Raw genomic sequence first — 19,116 nt, 5'->3', positions numbered from 1 at the left:
CAAGCAAAATCCATTCTTGGACTTGCGCTTCAGTCACAATATGCATAGCAGCTTTCTTATCATCAAATGTATAGTGTTTAATAAAAGTCGGGTGCTCTGCCTCTTTTACAATCACCAATAAAATCACATCAAATGTATCGGTTGTTTGACTTGGCTTTTGTCTTTTTTCAACCATTAAAACTCCCAAAGTATTTGATTGGCCGGCCCTCTCTTGGTAAATTGGCCGAAGAATGTCTTCCATTCATCCTACCTCCATTTTTATCAATAGCATTATATGTTCGACAGTAATGATAAAACTCCTTCAAAAAAAACAGACAATATTCGACACCCTTACCGCTAGTCCTTTTTCCATATTATGATTAAGTGTGTTATAGTTTTTTTAGGAGGGAGCATGATGGCAAAAAATTCGAGCAAAATAAATAAAATTCGAACCTTTGCATTATCTTTAATTTTTATTGGTTTTATTATCATGTATGCCGGAGTTTATTTTCGGAATTCACCCATTATTATGACCATACTTATGATTTTCGGACTTCTTTTCATCGTGGCCAGTATGGTTGTCTATTTCTGGATTGGCATGCTATCAACCAAAGCGATTCAGGTTAAATGCCCCAATTGTGGTAAGCCGACCAAAATACTCGGCAGAGTTGACATGTGCATGCATTGCCGGGAACCTTTGACATTAGATCGAAACCTTGAAGGTCAAGATTTTGATGAGTCTTATAACAGAAAATCATCTAAATAAAAAAATGACCGAAACTATTGTGATGGATAGATTCGGTCATTTTTTATTTATTATACAACCGCAAAAGACCGACCCGCAATAGAATCAGCCTTTTCATGATCAATATGCCTAATGTACTTCTTTACCAGCACAATCCGGACAGGTACCATAAATCTCCATTCGGTGGTTAGACACTTTAAAGCCCGTAACATGAGTTGCCAAATGTTCGACTTCATCTAATCCTGGATAATGGAAATCCACTATTTTTCCGCACCTTTCACAAATTACGTGGTAATGCTGTGTGGTGACAAAATCGAATCGGCTGGATGAATCCCCATAAGTCAGTTCCTTAACTAGGCCAACTTCGCGAAATACTCTTAAATTATTGTAAACCGTCGCCACACTCATATTTGGGAATTTCCCCTCCAAAGCCTTGTAGATTTCATCAGCAGTGGGATGTGACATCGAGCTTATTAAATATTCCAGTATCGCATGACGTTGTGGAGTAATCCGAACGCCCGTATCCTTTAAGGTATCCAACGCTTCTTTTAATTGATTCATCGTCATGCACCTCTTTTCTAAAATAAATTCTTATATTATAATTGTTATAATTTATTTTACTAGGTATTTTGTACTTTTGTCAATATTGTTATACGGCAAACACAGTACTCCCGTATCCAATTCCGCCACAACTCCAAACAGACTTGTTTGTATTTTATGATAAACATCTCCGAAAATTTCTTTCCCCTGAAATTTTTTCTTCTTAGCAACGTTTTTTGCCGAGGTGCATATGTCGTTTCGATTGAATTGCAAAAAAAAAACGGGCCACTCTGGACCCGAAAATTTTATCTGAGGAGGTATGCCCTAATAAAATGATATTCAATTCGAGCATTGTTGTATTGGACAAAAGCCTTTTATCAAGAAAATAGGCTGCCTATTGTTTAAAGGTTTTCCTTTATATAACTCAATGCTTCTTCCACATGGCCTTTCACCTGAACTTTCCGCCATGCATTCGCAATTTGTCCCTGTCGATCGATAATAAACGTGGACCGTTCAATTCCCATATACTCTCTGCCGTAATTTTTCTTTAACTTCCAAACACCATAGGCTTCCGCTATTTCATGTTCAGGGTCTGCCAGCAAAAGAAATGGCAGGCCATATTTTTCTGTGAATTTTTGATGACGATTGACAGGGTCAGGACTAATCCCTAAAATAACCGCATTTAATTCTTCAAATTGGGCATGCATATCCCTAAAGTCGCATGCTTCAGTCGTGCAGCCTGGTGTCATGTCTTTCGGATAAAAATAAAGCACTATATTTTTTCCTTTAAAATCGGATAGGGTCACTTTTTCCCCCGTCTGGGCTTCTAACGTAAAATCAGGCGCCTGCACTCCAGCTTCCACTGCCATATTAACCACTCCAATAATTTCATTCTTTTATTAATAGACTAACTAAAAATCAACTATTAAACAACCTTTGTGCACAGCGTTACCTTTCCTTGCCGGACATCACTTTGGCCACGAAAGCGGCCGGCAATGTGTAGCCAACCAGGGCTTCCGTTACCGCCACCAGCCTGCCAATCCCCTGTGGAATGACGTCGCCATTCCCAACAGAAAAAAGCATCATCGCACTAAAATAAAAACTGGTTTCAAAGATATTATGGTTTTTCCCGCCCATCTCTTTAAGGACTGACAATCCCATTAGCTCAAACAATAAATAAATTAAGCCAAATCCAATAATGACAGATAAATAACAGATTCCTAAATAAAAGAAATTATCAACCGACACCAATTTCCCCTTAATAATATTGGGAATAAATAATGTGCGGATACTCATGAAAATGCAAAAAATAACAATGACCAGCAAAAAGTAGAGCACTAAACCACCCCATCGATATCCGTTAGTCTATCTTTATGCCGGCTTGGCCGATAAAATATCAAAACCAGACCAATTGGCCTGGTTTTCAAATATTTTATTTTCCAAGTTCATTGGACTAATTTCCTGCGCCACGGTACCGTTTAACTCCTTGATTCCATAAAACAATGGACAAGGTAAAAAATATCACACCGATAAGTGGAGTTAATAATGAATAAAAGAGGAATTCTTTTCTTCCTAAAAAATACGAGGCCGGATAAACCCCTACAAACGCAAACGGGAGAATCCACGTTAAAACAAAACGAATGATTTTATTATAAATATTAATCGGATATCGGCCATAATTGCTGATATTATACATCATGGGCATAATGGAGGTTCGGGCGTCCGCCCAAAAGCTGATGCAGGCCAGCATGATAAAGACCCCTCCATAGACAAGGGCACCGCCAATGACAAACAGGATAAATAGAAAAGGATCATACCATGCGAGGGTTAGCCCCATTCTGCTTCCGGCATAAACCATGACGGCGATTCCAGTGACCGCCCCAAGCAGTCCCTCCAGCTCTAGTCTTTCTAAAATGATTTGAAACAGGCTATGGATCGGCCTGGTCAAAATGCGGTCCAGCTCCCCTTTAACGATATATCGCTCATTAAAATCCCAGATATTAAAAAAGGCAGAAAAAACAGCAGAAGGAACCAAGAAAAATCCATAAATGAAAATAATTTCGTCCCGAGTCCATCCTCCCAAAAAATCCGTATGGCCAAAAACAACCAAAATAAATACGAGATTAACGGATTGTGAGAGCAAATCCGAAAAAAATTCGACCAGTATATCTGCCCGGTATTGAAGTCGTGTCTTGATATATTGGGACATATATTGAAATAACATTGATACATAAAACATGCTTATCCCCCCTGAATCACCAGCAGTTTTTTGGCTAAATTCCAAAGCAGATGTATAGGTATGATTAGAATTAACACCCAAATGGTTTGCTGGCCAATTGCCATAACAGCCTGTTCAGCAGAAAAACCCTTAGTAAAAATCATCGAGGGTATATAGCTGATTCCCTGAAACGGGAGGTAGTTCATAACACTTTGCGCCCAAACCGGAAAAAAGCTGATTGGCAAAATCAGCCCGGAGAACAAATCAATAATGACACGTTTGGCGCGGATCAGTCCGGCATTATTATATAGAAAAAAAGTAGTAATCCCTGTCAATAAATTGATCTCCGTGTTGATGAAAAAACTCAACAAAATGGAAACGGCAAAAAGAACCCAAACGGTTAAATCCCATGTAAAATGAATGGGAAAAATAAAATAGACAATCAAAAGTCCGGGAACAGAAAATAGGAACAATCTAAAAATACCTTCTCCAAGAGCCTGCATCACTTTCATCATCATATAATTGTAAGGTCTGATTAATTCTACTGCCACCCGTCCATCCATAATTTCGACCGCCATCTCCCGGTCTAAATTGTTAAAGTAAAACGCCCTGGCCATCCACGAGATGGCCACATATGTGGTCATTTGAGCGATAGAAAGCCCTTGGATTTGTTCCTTTCCTCCATATATGGCCGACCATAAAAAGTAATAAGCACCAATGTTGATGCCGTATATGAGGATACCCGTATAGTAATTGGTTCGATATGCGAGCATCATCAAAAAGCGGATTCTGATCATTTCCAAGTATTTATCCAAGCTTGACTGCACCCTTTTCATAGATATTACGAATAATTTCTTCTGTTGAAGTCTCGTGGATTTTTAAGTCCTTAATTTTATAAGCGGCCACTGTCGCGGCTATAAGCTGTGAAATCAGTTCATCGTTATCTTCCATATAAGCAATAAAGAGATGCTCTTTTTCATCCAGTTCCCATTTAACGGGAAGGCCGGCTGTAACTACTTGTATGGATTCCAAATCAACATTCTCAAGAAATTGAAAATGAAGTTCTTTCCCTTCCCCCCACGTTTCCTTTAAATGGTGTAAGGCCCCATCATAAATAACCTTTCCCTCATCAAGCATAATCACCCGCTCGCAGAGAGCCTCAATATCCGAAAGGTCATGGGTGGTTAATAATATTGTGGTATTGTATTTTTCATTGATTTCTTTTAAAAACTCCCGGATTTTTAATTTGACCAGAACATCCAGTCCGATGGTCGGTTCATCCAAAAACAACAGCGGCGGATTGTGGATCAATGCGGCAGCCAGCTCGCATCTCATTCTCTGCCCCAATGATAATTTTCGAACAGGCTTGTCCAACAATGGTTCGATATCCAATGTTTTAATGACATGGTTCATATGATCGTCATAGTGTTCATCGGATACTTTATATACTTTTTTTAACAGGCGGAATGATTCTTGAACTGCAATATCCCACCATAATTGTGACCTCTGCCCGAATACAACCCCAATGGTTTGGACGAATTTTTCACGTTCTTTATGAGGATTCATCCCATTTACTAAAATCCGCCCGGAAGTCGGTGTTAATATCCCTGTTAACATCTTGATGGTTGTCGACTTACCGGCCCCATTTTCACCTATGTATCCCACCATTTCACCTTGTTTGACGGTAAAATGAATGTCATTTACCGCAGGGATAATCCTTTCATTTCGTGTAAATAAGTCCCGAAAGGCCCCTTTTAATCCTTTCCGGCTGGAATAAACCTTAAATTCTTTCCGTAAATTTTCCACTTCGATCGCATTGCTCATTTGTGTACCTCCTAACTTGCCCAAAAAGTTAGTTTAATCAAATTCGTTCTGTAATACAACCTTCTGGCCTAAAATAAATGGGATATGAAATTGTCGAAAAGTTAATATAAAGAAAACTTGCCGATTGGCGAGCCCGTTAGGGCGAAGACAGAGGCATAGTTGTACTTATGCCTGATAGGGAAATTTTTAATTTTCCTATCGGCCAGGAAAAACGTGTTAAAATAGGAAAGGATTAAATTTTTAGGAGGAATTATCGTGCATTTTACTCATTCTGAAAGATTACATAAAGATGCATTGGAACATATTGTAGGAGGAGTAAACAGCCCTTCCCGTTCCTACAAAGCTGTAGGAGGCGGTTCACCTGTAGCGATGGAGCGGGCCCAAGGCGCTTACTTTTGGGATGTTGACGGCAATCAATACATTGATTACTTGGCGGCCTATGGACCGATTATTACCGGTCATGCGCACCCACATATTACAGAAGCAATTAAACGTGCAGCTGAAACTGGTGTCCTTTACGGCACGCCAACACCCCATGAAGTCAAATTCGCCAAAATGCTGAAAGAAGCGATTCCATCCATGGATAAGGTACGGTTCGTCAATTCAGGCACAGAGGCCGTGATGACGACTATCCGTGTGGCCCGAGCATATACAGGCCGCACTAAAATCATCAAATTTGCCGGTTGCTACCATGGCCACTCCGACCTGGTTCTGGTGGCAGCAGGTTCCGGTCCATCTACATTAGGAACGCCGGATTCCGCCGGAGTACCAAAGAGCATTGCGGAAGAAGTAATTACGGTTCCTTTTAATTCAATTGAACCCTTGAAACAGGCTCTAGAAAAATGGGGGGACCAAGTGGCGGCAGTATTAGTGGAACCAATTGTCGGCAATTTTGGAATTGTGGAGCCAAACCCCGGTTTCTTGGAACAAGTGAACGAATTAACCCACCATGCGGGTGCACTAGTAATTTATGATGAAGTCATTACAGCTTTTCGGTTCATGTATGGCGGTGCCCAAGACCTATTAGGAATTAAGCCGGATTTAACGGCTATGGGCAAAATTATCGGCGGCGGCCTGCCGATTGGCGCTTATGGCGGACGAAAAGAAATAATGGAAACAGTCGCGCCGCTTGGCCCGGCCTATCAAGCCGGGACCATGGCAGGAAATCCAGCCTCCATGCTTGCCGGAATCGCCTGCCTTGAGGTTTTAAAACAAGAAGGAGTCTATGAGTATTTAGACCGGCTTGGAGCTATGCTGGAAGAAGGCATTTTAGAGGCGGCAAAAGAAAACGGCATTCAAATTACCATCAATCGTTTGAAAGGTGCATTCACCGTATTCTTTACAAATGAAAAGATTGAAAACTACGAGCAGGCCGAAAGAACCGACGGAGCCATGTTCGGGAAGTTTTTTAAACTGATGCTTAAGCAGGGGATTAATCTTGCCCCTTCTAAATATGAAGCATGGTTTTTGACGATTGCCCATACAAAAGAGGATGTTTTGGCGACAATAAATGCAGTTAGAAATGCATTTTCACTACTAAAAGAAGAATAATTATGCATATTTTATGCAGGGGTTGGGAGTGGAAATCACTCCCAATATTTCTTCTATTTTTATTGAAACCGTTTACATTAATACTTTTCCTGTTCAGTTTATTGATTTTCCGTTCAACATTTTCCATCCAAATTATTGTATATTTATTTGATTTCTGAAAATTCTTATGATATGATTACATTATATTTTTTGCGCTGTCTTTTGACGGCTTTAAGTCCGACCAAAGTATGATATATTTTCTAACCAACTCATACAATTTTTCCAAATTATAAGTTTCATAGGAGGTGAAGCGGCTTCCTAAGGTTACCTAACGAAGCCCACTATTTATGACCCAAAGATGGACCCCTTCCCAATTTAAAGATTTTCACAAAGACGAACATGATGCCTGTGGAATCGTCGCGTGCCTTGAAAAAAATAAGGTGCCAACCAGGAAAAATATTTTCGATTGTATAAATGCCCTTGTGACCATGAATCACCGTGCTGGATTCATTAACGGAGAAGGCGATGGAGTTGGGATTCACCTCGATATTCCAATTGAACTTTGGAAAGAAAAATTGCACAAGAGCGGTCTCGACAGCGCGCTGGTCGACCGGGATGATTTTTCCGTCGGACATATTTTTATCAGTCAAAAGGCAGACTGGAAAACTACTAAACTAGAATTACAGGAAAAACTTGTTTCTCACGGACTGGAATTAGTTTATGAAACTGATAAAGTGACCAATCCAGACGCCCTTGGCCCGATCGCCATCCAAGAAAACCCTGTGTTTTGGCAATTTGCTTGTTTATCTGATAAAAAGGCCCATGAATTAAATAACATTCTGTTTGAAACGTTGATTGATTTTGAAACCAATGAACATGTACATGTTGCGTCATTAAGTCAAAATCATGCGGTATACAAAGTAATGGGTGCCGGGGACATTCTTCCACGGTATTACCAAGACTTAGCTAATCCACTTGTGGCTTCAACTATGACACTTGGACATAACCGATATTCCACCAACACACTTTCAAGCTTTTTCCGTGTCCAGCCATTTAGTGTTCTTGGCCATAACGGAGAAATTAATACAATCGCAAAATTGCGCGATGAAGCCAAAATGATTGGTGTTCCACTTGTAAAAGACGGCAGTGATTCCCAAGATTTAAGCAGAACGATGGAAACGTTGATTTGCCGTGACCAATACACCTTATTCGAGGCAATGGATTTATTATTTCCGCCAATCGTTAACGAAATTAAATCGTATCCAACGCATTTGCAAGATTTATATACTTATCTCCGAGAAGCGTGGGGACATTTCGCCCAAGGTCCAGCTGGAATCATTTCCAGATACGGCGATGAAGCTGTATTCAGTGTCGATGCATTAGGTTTGCGTCCACTGTGGATGCTTGAAACTGAAAGCTCTTATCTATTCTCTTCCGAACCTGGGATCATTCCGACAAGCGAGTATGTGAACGATCCTAAACCTTTAGCACCAGGCGAAAAGGTAGGTTTCAAATGGAATGGCAATACATTAGATGTTTATGAGCATAGCCGTTATCAGGAAGAAGTATATAACAGGTTCTCCCCTCGGCTAAACCTTAAGAACGCAAGAGCTCGTTTGCAGCCGCCAGCGTTAAGCAAAACCGTTACCATGAATTATCCTGATAAAATCCATAACGGTCAGTATAAGGCGTTTGGCTGGGAAAGAGACCATATTCAATTGATTGAACAGATGGCTGAAAAAGGAGTAGAACCAATCCGCTCTCTTGGACACGATGCCCCGCTTGCTGCCTTGAATCCAGAGCGTGTTAATATTGCGGATTATATCAAGGAAAGTGTAGCGGTCGTCACAAACCCTGCTATTGACCGTGACAGGGAAACAGAGCACTTCTCAACACGTGTCATTATCGGGAAACGGCCAGGATTATTTTCAAATGGGGAAGCTGAAGCCGTTATTGAATTGACAACTCCCCTGTTATTGGAAGGCAAGGCTGGCTTTACCTGTGCTGAAAGCTTAGGGCAGCCTAGCTTTGATCAAGTTGCACAATATTATCAAGACAGAAAACTGGCAGCCTATATTTCTATGACTTTCTCCAAAGAAGAAAGCATGAACCAAGCACTAGAAAGACTAGCAAATGAAGCGGTTCATGCCGTTCAGGCAGGCAAAACGTTATTAATTCTCGATGATGCAAAAGCCCATCAAGAAGATTTCTATTGGATTGATCCCCACTTGGTGACATCTGCTATCGACCAGGCATTGGTCAAGGCAGAACTAAGAAGAGACTGTTCTATACTGTTACGCTCGGCAGCGATTCGCTCCCTGCACGATATTATTACGGTATTCGGTTTAGGGGCCGATTTGATTAGCCCGTATTACATGTTTTTAACAGTGCTAAATGAAACTGAAAAGCCATTAATCAATCTATATAGCGCTTTAACTAAAGGTTTAGAGAAAGTCATTTCTACAATCGGGATTCACGAACTGCGCGGATATGGCCGGTTGTTCTCGAGCATCGGACTGCATGAGTCTATTGCAGAATTTCTCAATACAACCAACTTTTTCGGTTCGAAAGAAATCGAAGCAGATTTTGAGGCCTTAAAAGCCGACTCTCTAAAAAGAGCAGCCGATTACAATAATGAAAAAGAACGACTCGGGAAAACGTTCCACCTCTTCCCGCGGATCTGGAAGGCTATAGGGGATATCGCCGCAACAGGAGATTATGGTGCATACCGGGATAAGATTTCAGAGCAGGAAGCGGAGAACCCTACTACCATCCGCCATCTGGTTGGATTAAAAATGAACAATAAACCTGTTTCACCTGAAGATGTCGATATTCGTGTCGGGGAACATGATTTGCCGTTTGTGATTTCGTCCATGTCTTTCGGCTCACAAAACGAGATTGCCTTTAGAGCTTACGCGGAAGGTGCCGACAGATTGAACATGGTCAGCCTGAATGGAGAAGGCGGCGAAATCAAAGATATGCTTGGCAAGTATCCAAAGACACGCGGGCAGCAAATTGCATCGGGCCGTTTTGGGGTAAATGCGGAGCTATTAAATTCATCCAATCTGTTGGAAATCAAAATCGGCCAAGGCGCCAAGCCTGGTGAAGGCGGCCACTTGCCTGGTTCCAAAGTGACAGCCAAGGTAGCAGCCGCACGGAATGCCACACTTGGATCTGACTTAATTTCACCATCAAACAATCATGACATTTATTCAATAGAAGATTTGGCACAAATGATTCACGAACTAAAAACCGCCAATGACCAAGCAAAAATCGCAGTAAAAGTTCCTGTTGTACCAAACATTGGAACCATTGCAGTCGGTATTGCCAAAGCCGGTGCGGATATTATTACACTTAGCGGTTTTGACGGCGGTACAGGAGCTGCCAGAATTCATGCCTTGCAGCACGTGGGTCTTCCAGTCGAAATCGGGGTAAAAGCAGCCCACAATGCGTTACTTGAAAGCGGCTTGCGCCACAAGGTTGAAATTTGGGCAGATGGCGGTATGAAGAGCGCGATGGATGTTATCAAGGTCATGCTGCTTGGTGCGAACCGGATTGGCTTTGGAACTCTATCCATGCTGGCAATCGGTTGTACCACTTGCCGCGGATGCCATTTGGACACCTGCCATGTGGGTATTGCCACCCAAATCGAAACGGAAGCACAAGCAAAAGAACATGGTCTCCGTAGATTTATACCGCGCCAAATGGAAGTGGCTGTCCAAGGAATCATGAATCTTTACACAGCTTTTGGAAATGAAGTGAAAGCATTGGCGGCTTCACTGGGAATCCGTAACCTTCAAGACGCAGTCGGTCATTCTGAGTTATTGGAGCAGGTATCAGGCGAAACCAAGTTAAATCTTACCCACATGTTAAAACCATTGGAAATTAGCCAATTTTCTAAAATGGAGACGCCAAAATCCCTTGAACAATCTCAAATGCAGGTTGCAGCGGGTGCGGAATACTTGGATGCAAGCGTTGAGCAGCTGCATTCTTCCCGGGAATTTGTTAGCATCACATCTGAACAGCGGGTATTGGGAAGCCGCGTTTCCTGCCACCGTGTCCGCGGAAGATTGGATGGCTCTTACAAACAGCTTCCGAAAGTACAGCTTAAATATAAGGAAGGCTCTATTCCTGGAAATGGCTTGGGAGCCTACAATAGCGAAGGAATTGAAATCACCGTTAATGGCGGCGGTCAGGACGGAGTCGGCAAAACATCCTTTGGCGGTAACATTTATGTATTAAAATCCAAAGGGAAAAACGGCCGATATGTAAATGGATCAGTCGGAAAAGGCTTTGGCTATGGAGCCCAAAAGGGCCTCTTAGTGGCACAAGGGAATGCCGATGCACGTGCCGGTATCCGCCTCTCGGGTGCGGACCTGATTATTGGAGGCCAGATCAAAAAGCCATTACCTGAAAAGGAAAATGGCAATATCGGCGCCAACGCCAATATTAAAGGATTTGCCTTTGAATATATGACGAACGGCCGCGGCTTAGTTTTAGGTGACCCAGGACCATGGATTTGTGCCGGAATGACTGGCGGCGTAGTTTATGTCCGAAATCAGTCTGAATTGGGATTAACTAAAGATGCGATTAGAAGACGGATTGCAAAAGGGGCAAAAGTATCTGTTAATAATCTTTCCGAAAATGGAAAACAAGATATTAATGAATTATTGTCCAAATATACGGCTCTACTGGAGCAAAATGGTCAGACTGAGGAAGCGGAACAACTCCGGGCGCTGTTAAACAACCCGGAAGATCACTTCATCGAGATTGTCCCAGTCAAAGAGCAAGCTGATCCATCTGTATCAACAGAATAATATAGCTGATGAAAATGATTCAAGCGCCCGCGGCTTAGGCTGCGGACGCTTTATTTTTACCAGATTTACCATGAAACCACACAGCCTGCAGTTTTTTGGTTTATGTTCACATGATAGCAACTTTTTTACGGGGAAATCCATCTAATTTCTCTTGATAAAATGTTCCAATCCCTGTATAGTACTTAATTAGTTTCTTATCTAAAATGATGTACATCGAATTTATTTTTTGAAAGGAATCAGTATTAATGAAGCTAGGTGCCCGCATTTTTAAAACGGGAATTGCCATTGTTCTATCTCTCTATTTAGCCCAATTGCTGCACTCCCCTTCTCCTGTGTTTGCAGCCATTGCTGCCATATTCGCTATTCAGCCAACCATCTACCGTTCCTATTTAACTATTATAGAACAAATCCAAGGAAATCTGATTGGTGCATTGATTGCCGTTATTTTCGTCCTTGTTTTGGGCAATCATTTCATTATCATCGGCCTCGCGGCAATCATTGTCATCATGATCAACCTTAAATTGAAACTCGAAAACACCATCGGACTTTCTCTCGTAACCCTAATATCAATCATGGAGAGCACGGGAGAAACTTTCATTACCTTTGCCGGAATTCGTTTCTCTACCATCATGATTGGCGTATTTTCATCATTTTTAGTCAATCTGGTATTTATGCCGCCTAAATATGAAAACAAGCTATATAACAAAATTATTAGCACCACTGAAGAGATTATCCGCTGGATTCGCCTAAGCTCCCGTCATGATTACGACCACCATTTGCTTAAATCCGAAATTGAAAGCATAAAAAAGAATGTGAAGATGATGGACGAATTTTATTCCATGTATAAGGAAGAACGCATTTATTTAAAGAAATCATATTTGGAGAAGTCAAGAAAGCTGGTCATATTCCGGCAGATGATTTTAACCGACAAAAAAGGGTTAGATACATTAAAAAAGTTACACAGGTTTGAAAATGAATTGCTGCACTTACCGGCAGAATTTGAATCTGTTATACAAGAACAACTGGATTTACTTATTTACCGGCATGAGCAGCTGATGCTCCGGTTTATCGGGAAGATCCCTTTGCCTTCATCTGAAAACGAAGGAGATGTTCTCGCCAATAATCAACAGCTATTTAAAATGTTTCTAGCACAGCCAAGAGAGTTGGATGAAGATAACCCACACCTCTTCCATACCATGCAGATTGTGGCAACCATTATAGAGTATAGCGAACATATTGAGCATTTGGATTTGTTAATTACCAGTTTTCATTCATTTCACCATAATGAGATTGCGATTGAAGATAAAAACCATGTATAAGAAAAGCCGAAGCAAATACTATGCTTCGGCTTTTGTTGTTTCCAATTGCTGGACTTGAAATAATTTATAATAACCACCTTTTATGGCCATTAATTCATCATGCGTTCCCACTTCGGCAATACGGCCATGGTCTATCAACACAATTCTGTCGGCATGTGTAATGGTCGATAGCCGATGGGCCACGATAAAGGTTGTGCGGTCCTTAGCCAGTTCATTTAATGATTCCTGAATTAAGTGCTCGCTTTCCAAGTCGAGAGCGGAAGTGGCCTCATCCAAGATTAAGATTGGCGGATTCTTCAAAAACACCCTTGCAATCGCAATCCGCTGCTTTTGGCCTCCTGAAAGTTTCACACCGCGTTCCCCTACCCTTGTATCGTACCCTTCTGCTAGATGGCGGATAAATTCATCGGCACTGGCAGCCTTTGCAGCCCGGTAGACTTCCTCATCCGATGCATCAGGTTTCCCCAGCAAAATATTTTCTTTCACGGACTCGCTAAACAAGATATTATCCTGAAACACAACGCCAATTTTGTCCCTTAAGGATTGGATTTTAATTTGCCGGACATCGGTTCCATCTAACGTAATTCTCCCTGTTGTCACATCATAAAAGCGTGGAATCAGACTTACGATTGTAGACTTGCCACCTCCGCTCATACCGACAAGAGCGATCGTTTCGCCGCTTTTAACATGGAGATTAATGTCCTTTAACACCATCCCGTCGTCCTCGTTATAAGCAAACGAAACATTCTCAAAGGAGATATTTCCTTTTACGTTCCTGCATTCCGTTGCATTCGGGGAATCAACGACATCATATTTTTCATCCAACAATTCAAACACACGGTCCATGGATGCAAATGACTGTGTAATCGTGGTGGATGAATTGACCAAGCGCCGTAAGGGATTATACAGTTTATCGATATAGGCGTAAAAAGCCACCATGGTTCCTAATGTAAGCTGGCCATTGATGACTAAATAGGCCGAATAGCCAATCACTAACAATGGAGCTATGTCCGTAACCGTATTAACCGCCGCAAAGGACTTGGCATTCCAACTTGTATGCTGAAGGGCTTTTTCCAAGAAGTTTTTATTCTGCTTATCAAACAATGCCTGCTCATGTCCCTCAATCGCAAAACTTTTGATGATGGCCATGCCTTGCACACGCTCATGCAAATAACTCTGGACACTGGCAAGAGCTTGTGACCTAGCCCTGGTCAATGTACGTAATTTCCCAAAAAAGTATTTAATGGAAAAGGCATATAAAGGAAATAGCAAAATGGATACAACAGTTAACCTGACATTCATGGTAAACATCACAATAATGGCAATGACGATTGTGGCCATATCCAGCCAAATGTTCATTAGCCCGGTTACCACGAAGGTTTTGGTTTGCTCCACATCATTGATAATACGGGAGATAATCTCTCCAGCCCTACTATTTGCATAATATTTGAAGCTTAATTTCTGGATATGTTTATACAGGACACCTCGAAGGTCATATAGGATTTTGTTGGATGTCCATTGGGCAAAATACTGCCTGTAATACTCGATTGGCGGCCTGAGAATAACAAAAATAACGATCATGACACCCATCATGAGAAAAAGTTTGTTTACTTTTTCACCATTTGTTAACCCATGATTCCCCAAAACATCATCGACCACATATTTAATTAATAGGGGCAAAATAAGCGGAATGGAAAACTTAATTAACCCAATCATAATGGTTGCGAGTATCTGCCACCGATATGGTTTGACAAACTCTAAATAACGGCGTATGCTGTTCAAGCTTCCCCTCACCTTTCTCTTTTTTGAAGACAGATAAAAACCTGTTGACCGCAATCAACAGGCGTTTGATTTAGACACATCGGCTAACGTCTGTATGTGAGATATCGTTCATACCAGATATCAATAAAATCAGGCGCAAAAGGACCATTTTTTTGTCTAATCCACTGAATCAGTTTTTCGACATTCCGCTTTAAAATCTGGTCAATCACATCAGGGTAATTCATTTCACGGCGATGGCGTTCATACTCATCCTCATCTAGCAAGTTAAACGTCATATCAGGATATACCTTTATATCAAGATCATAATCGATGTACTTAAGTGCTTCACCATCGAAAATAAACGGTGAACTAAGATTGCAATAGTAATAAATACCGTCCTCACGAATCATGCCAATGACATTAAACCAGTATTGCGAGTGAAAGTAACAAATAGCCGGTTCCCTTGTAATCCATGTCCTGCCATCTGATTCCGTTACAAGTGTCCGATCATTTGCGCCAATGACTAAGTTTTGCGACCCTTTTAAAACAGTCGTTTCTTCCCAGACGCGATGGATGTGCCCATTGTGTTTATAGCTATGTATTTGTACCGGTTCACCTTCGTTGGGTACGCCCATTTTCTCCCCTACCTTCATTTTTAACGCTCTTCGCAGCTTTCCTCATCCATTTACGATAAATGCAGCAAAGATAAATATACCTACTTACTATTATTATAACGGTTCAGAGTGGAATTTAAAACAAAAGAGCCATATTTCCCTATGGCTCAATGTAAAAATTTGTGGATTTTTATAAAGACGACGTCAAATTCATTTCCCGATAGGTATTGATGACCTCTTCGGTTTGTTTCTCAAAGGTGCGTTGAATTTGCTTTAGCTCCTCCTTCATGACCTTAATATCGGTTTGGACACTTTCCAAGTCAGTCTCACTTTGCAAGGCTTGCAGTTCTGCTTCAATCTTCTGGCAGCGTTCAAGCTCAGCCTGTAAGTACAGTAATTTCTCCATTGTTACCATTTGCTCGGAAACCAGTTTGTTAAATTGGTCCACTCCCATCACCGCCTTAAAGTTTCTATTTAATAACTATTCTTTGGAAGTGACCATAATCCTTCATCCAATTATGTAGACTCTAAAGAAGTTTTGTCGAATACACGAAAAGCGTAAGCGCCCTGGTCAGTACCGTATGGCCTCCTCCAAACAGCTAACGCTTTTTGTTCCTGCGATGAATATGCTGCCGAAGCCTTCCTTGTATAGGCTCTAACTGAGATAAGTGAAAACTCGCCGTCTGGCAATCCGTAAGGCGAAGTCAGATGCGTAGTTGAACTTATGCGTTCGGAATTTGGGGAACAAATTCCGATTAGCTAAAGGAAACACGAAAACCGGGGCGCATTCGTACTTGACCTAACGTAGGGCGGAGACCGAAGGCGTCTCGGCGCAAGGCCGCTGGAGCTGGACAATTCTCAAAGTCCAGATATATTTCTTATAAAAAGCTTAAGCCCCTATTCAGCTGCATCAAAAAAGAAGGTATTCCAACGTTCTTGGAATACCTTCTTCTTCAGTATGTTTAATTAGCTTTGACCGAATTGGCCGCCAGAATTTTGGCTTTTACGTGATTCAGCTTGTTGGTTTTGTTGTCTTACTTCTTGAGCGTTTGTTTCGCTTGCAAATTCAGTGCCGAATGCACCTGCAGAGCCTGCTCCAGCTGCTCCAGCGCCAGTTGAACCTGCACGAGCAGAGCGAGCGTTTTGTTGTCTTACTTCTTGTGCATTTGTTTCACTTGCAAACTCAGTGCCAAAAGAACCTGCAGAACCTGCGCCAGCAGATTGTGCGTTTTGTTGTCTTACTTGTTGGATGTTAGTTCCTGCACTTGTTTTGTTTGGCTGTTGATTGAAATTTGCCATAGTTATCACCTCCACGAGAATTAATTTACCCTTCCCTGTGGAGTTTATCCCCAAAAATTTTAAAAAAATTTTTTAAACGAGAAGCGAAATTCCACCATCCACAATAATGGTTTGGCCGCGAATCATGCTTGAAGCATCAGATAACAAGAACATAACACAATTTACCATATCCTCAATTTCAACCATTCTTCCTGCTGGTGTCTTATCTGCTGCCTCCTGAAGCAGTTCCTCTCGGTTTGGAAAATGCGTTAATGCTTCTGTATCAACGGCCCCGCCAGATACCGCATTGACCACGATATTCTTTGATGCCAATTCAACTGCCAAATACCTGGTAAGTGCTTCGAGGGCAGCTTTAGAAACACCGACAGCGGTATAGTTTTCTAAATAGCGGATTGACCCTAGCGAGCTGATACTTACGATTTTCCCTCCGCCGTTTCGCTCCATCAATTTTGCCGCCTCTTGCGCGCAAAATAACAAGGCCTTGCTGTTTATATTAAGGGTCCAATCCCAATGAGTTTCTTCCAACTCCATTGCAGGGCGTTGCACCCCCGATGCTGCGTTGTTGACAAATACATCCAGCCGGCCAAACTCTTGGTCAATTTGTGCAAACATGTCTTTTATTTTTGCTACATCCCCGACGTTTGCCTTTATAATCAGCGCTCTTCTTCCCAACGCCTCCACTTGTTCAGCTGTTTCCAATGCCCCTTTTTTGCTTCTGGCGTAATTTATTACAATATCGTATCCGGCTTGCGCCAATTTAATTGCAGTTGCTTTTCCAATGCCTCTGCTGCTCCCGGTGATTAATGCTACTTTTTGTGTCATTACGAATCCCATCCTTTTTCTATACTGCTTTCATTTTAGCTTTTCCATGAATAGAAGACAATGCATAGTAGAAAAACTAAACTATAATCACCACTAGAAAGGACGTAATATGATGTATGTTGGACGGGATATAACCGAGTTGTCGATGATGGCTAAATCAAAGTGGCATGAAAGTGAGCTGGCCTTTTTTCATCATGCAATGCAGCAAATGACACCGTATTTAAACAGTGAAGGACAATCGATCCACCGGCAAATTATCGAGGAGATCGAGGCACGGGGCGGAATGAAACGCAATGAAGCGGATTATACACATGGCACGAAAATTGTATATGATTAATCGGGTTTAGTTGACCTGAACAATCGTTCCTAATAAAATGGTTCTATTAAACCATATTGTTGATTTTATATAACCCAGTTGATTGGAGCGGATAAACTCGACCACTGCGGGAGTATGCGGCTGGGGTGGAAATCAATAGCTATATTTAACAGTAAGAAAAATAGAAACGCCGCAATGCGGCGTTTTATGATTGAGAATCCAGAAATATTTTAAACATTTTTTGATGCGGTACCGGAAAGGCGAAATTTTGAAGTTCATCTATCGTTACGAGTTTCCATTCTTCATTTTCCTGCAATTTGTTGCCGATTTTTCCGGTATAGACCTCGATATTCCATATCAAATGGGAAAATACATGCTCAATTTGGCCAATAATAGTTTCTAACCGGACATCAAGTTGGAAAGTTTCTTTGAATTGTTGTCTAATGGCCTCCCGTTCATGCTGTAATGGTGGAAGTATTTCGATATTTGGAAATTCCCACAAGTTCGCCAAAAGACCATTGGCCGGCCGTTTATGAATCAATAATCTCCCATTCCCGTCCATAAGTATGGCAGAAGCAAGCTGTACCCGGCGGGTTTTGGTCTTTTTTGTCTTCACCGGCAATTCGGTTTGAACGCCTTCTTCAAAAGCTTGGCAATGCTCCCGGACAGGACAGAGCAAGCAAGACGGGGAGGAAGGCGTACAGATCAAGGCACCCAACTCCATCAATGCTTGGTTAAAGGAGGATGGGTCATCATGGGAAATCAGTTCCCTGACCGCCTGTTCAAAAACCTTGCGGGATGCGGGTCTTGCAATATCATCCCAAATCAATAAAACCCTTGAAAGGACCCGCATGACATTCCCGTCAACCGCCGGCTCCGGGATTCCGTAAGCGATACTTAAGATGGCACCGGCAGTATAAGGCCCAACCCCTTTTAAATCAGAAATTTCTTCTGGGGATTTTGGCACTTCACCGTTATATTTTTCTTTCACCTCTTTAACGGCCGATTGAAGATTACGGACTCTTGAATAGTACCCGAGTCCCTCCCAGGCCTTAAGCACTTTCTCCTCGTCGGCCTCGGCTAAATCTTCTATTGTCGGGAACCAGTCGATAAACCGGTTAAAATAGGGAATCACGGTATCCACTCTTGTCTGCTGCAACATGATTTCTGATACCCATACCTTGTAAGGGTCTTTATCTTTTCTCCATGGCAAATCACGCTGTTCTTGCTTGAACCAAGAAATTAGGTCCTGTTGAAAGGCATTTATATTGATTTTTTTGGAAATTTTTTGTTCAATTAACATAACGTTTAGTTCCTCCTGCTAGTAAGCAC

The 19,116-nt window shown here is 41.7% G+C and carries 18 protein-coding genes (1 of these 18 cut by a window edge); 5 read left to right on the top strand and 13 right to left on the bottom strand.

Annotation, left to right across the window (positions count from 1 at the left end; genetic code table 11):
* A protein-coding gene (locus tag ACY8D0_RS02015; protein WP_462408837.1) for a nucleotidyltransferase-like protein crosses the window boundary here: on the bottom strand, nt 1-241 show its start. 635 nt of this gene lie to the left of the window's left edge; 241 of the gene's 876 nt are visible here — the first part of the coding sequence; it begins with the start codon at nt 239-241; its stop codon lies off the left edge, out of view.
* A gap of 153 nt (nt 242-394) precedes the next feature.
* Here ACY8D0_RS02015 and ACY8D0_RS02010 point away from each other — a divergent pair, with 153 nt between their 5' ends.
* Nucleotides 395-745: a YgzB family protein gene (locus ACY8D0_RS02010; RefSeq protein WP_462409927.1), complete on the top strand. Its 351-nt coding sequence runs from the start codon at nt 395-397 to the stop codon at nt 743-745.
* 108 nt (nt 746-853) lie between these two features.
* Here the strand turns inward: ACY8D0_RS02010 and perR are convergent, their stop codons facing one another.
* The 6 genes from perR to ACY8D0_RS01980 form a co-directional block, all read right to left on the bottom strand.
* Entirely contained in the window at nt 854-1,291 is a 438-nt protein-coding gene (perR, locus tag ACY8D0_RS02005) for a peroxide-responsive transcriptional repressor PerR (RefSeq protein ID WP_462408836.1), read from the bottom strand.
* 374 nt (nt 1,292-1,665) lie between these two features.
* Nucleotides 1,666-2,133 carry a thioredoxin-dependent thiol peroxidase gene (gene bcp, locus ACY8D0_RS02000; RefSeq protein ID WP_462408835.1) on the bottom strand — a complete coding sequence of 156 codons (468 nt, stop codon included), beginning with the start codon at nt 2,131-2,133 and terminating at the stop codon, nt 1,666-1,668.
* Between the two features lie 79 nt (nt 2,134-2,212).
* Complete coding sequence (locus ACY8D0_RS01995; protein WP_462408834.1) at nt 2,213-2,512, bottom strand: ion channel; 300 nt, start codon at nt 2,510-2,512, stop codon at nt 2,213-2,215.
* Between the two features lie 205 nt (nt 2,513-2,717).
* A complete protein-coding gene (locus tag ACY8D0_RS01990) occupies nt 2,718-3,503 on the bottom strand; it encodes an ABC transporter permease (protein ID WP_462408833.1) in 786 nt (261 codons plus the stop codon).
* Nucleotides 3,504-3,505: 2 nt separating this feature from the next.
* The gene (locus ACY8D0_RS01985) at nt 3,506-4,297 is read right to left on the bottom strand and encodes an ABC transporter permease (RefSeq protein WP_462408832.1); all 792 of its coding nucleotides are present in this window, start codon (nt 4,295-4,297) and stop codon (nt 3,506-3,508) included.
* Nucleotides 4,290-5,306, bottom strand: a complete 1,017-nt coding sequence (locus ACY8D0_RS01980) for an ABC transporter ATP-binding protein (protein WP_462408831.1) — start codon at nt 5,304-5,306, stop codon at nt 4,290-4,292. Before ACY8D0_RS01980 ends, ACY8D0_RS01985 begins: the two co-directional genes overlap by 8 nt.
* 255 nt (nt 5,307-5,561) lie before the next feature.
* Between ACY8D0_RS01980 and ACY8D0_RS01975 the strand changes: the two genes are divergently transcribed.
* The 3 genes from ACY8D0_RS01975 to ACY8D0_RS01965 all read left to right on the top strand — a co-directional run bounded on the left by ACY8D0_RS01975 (nt 5,562) and on the right by ACY8D0_RS01965 (nt 12,972).
* Nucleotides 5,562-6,857, top strand: a complete 1,296-nt coding sequence (locus ACY8D0_RS01975; RefSeq protein ID WP_462408830.1) for a glutamate-1-semialdehyde 2,1-aminomutase — start codon at nt 5,562-5,564, stop codon at nt 6,855-6,857.
* Nucleotides 6,858-7,183: 326 nt separating this feature from the next.
* Complete coding sequence (locus tag ACY8D0_RS01970; protein WP_462408829.1) at nt 7,184-11,653, top strand: glutamate synthase-related protein; 4,470 nt, start codon at nt 7,184-7,186, stop codon at nt 11,651-11,653.
* Nucleotides 11,654-11,898: 245 nt separating this feature from the next.
* Nucleotides 11,899-12,972 carry an FUSC family protein gene (locus ACY8D0_RS01965; protein WP_462408828.1) on the top strand — a complete coding sequence of 358 codons (1,074 nt, stop codon included), beginning with the start codon at nt 11,899-11,901 and terminating at the stop codon, nt 12,970-12,972.
* 18 nt (nt 12,973-12,990) lie between these two features.
* Here the strand turns inward: ACY8D0_RS01965 and ACY8D0_RS01960 are convergent, their stop codons facing one another.
* The 5 genes from ACY8D0_RS01960 to fabL all read right to left on the bottom strand — a co-directional run bounded on the left by ACY8D0_RS01960 (nt 12,991) and on the right by fabL (nt 17,468).
* Nucleotides 12,991-14,754, bottom strand: coding sequence for an ABC transporter ATP-binding protein (locus ACY8D0_RS01960; protein WP_462408827.1), 1,764 nt, complete (start codon nt 14,752-14,754; stop codon nt 12,991-12,993).
* Nucleotides 14,755-14,837: 83 nt separating this feature from the next.
* Nucleotides 14,838-15,368: a nucleoside tri-diphosphate phosphatase gene (ntdP, locus tag ACY8D0_RS01955; RefSeq protein WP_462409926.1), complete on the bottom strand. Its 531-nt coding sequence runs from the start codon at nt 15,366-15,368 to the stop codon at nt 14,838-14,840.
* 169 nt (nt 15,369-15,537) lie between these two features.
* The gene (locus tag ACY8D0_RS01950; RefSeq protein ID WP_462408826.1) at nt 15,538-15,795 is read right to left on the bottom strand and encodes a YgaB family protein; all 258 of its coding nucleotides are present in this window, start codon (nt 15,793-15,795) and stop codon (nt 15,538-15,540) included.
* Between the two features lie 518 nt (nt 15,796-16,313).
* A complete protein-coding gene (locus ACY8D0_RS01945; protein ID WP_462408825.1) occupies nt 16,314-16,646 on the bottom strand; it encodes a gamma-type small acid-soluble spore protein in 333 nt (110 codons plus the stop codon).
* Nucleotides 16,647-16,718: 72 nt separating this feature from the next.
* Nucleotides 16,719-17,468: an enoyl-[acyl-carrier-protein] reductase FabL gene (gene fabL / locus ACY8D0_RS01940; RefSeq protein WP_462408824.1), complete on the bottom strand. Its 750-nt coding sequence runs from the start codon at nt 17,466-17,468 to the stop codon at nt 16,719-16,721.
* A 112-nt stretch (nt 17,469-17,580) separates the two neighbouring features.
* Here fabL and ACY8D0_RS01935 point away from each other — a divergent pair, with 112 nt between their 5' ends.
* Entirely contained in the window at nt 17,581-17,805 is a 225-nt protein-coding gene (locus ACY8D0_RS01935) for a hypothetical protein (RefSeq protein ID WP_462409925.1), read from the top strand.
* Nucleotides 17,806-17,989: 184 nt separating this feature from the next.
* Here the strand turns inward: ACY8D0_RS01935 and mutY are convergent, their stop codons facing one another.
* Nucleotides 17,990-19,087 carry an A/G-specific adenine glycosylase gene (gene mutY / locus ACY8D0_RS01930; RefSeq protein ID WP_462408823.1) on the bottom strand — a complete coding sequence of 366 codons (1,098 nt, stop codon included), beginning with the start codon at nt 19,085-19,087 and terminating at the stop codon, nt 17,990-17,992.
* Between the last annotated feature and the right edge of the window lie 29 nt (nt 19,088-19,116).

Source organism: Neobacillus camarae (assembly GCF_054950115.1).
This window is presented reverse-complemented; position numbering and strand designations above follow the sequence as displayed.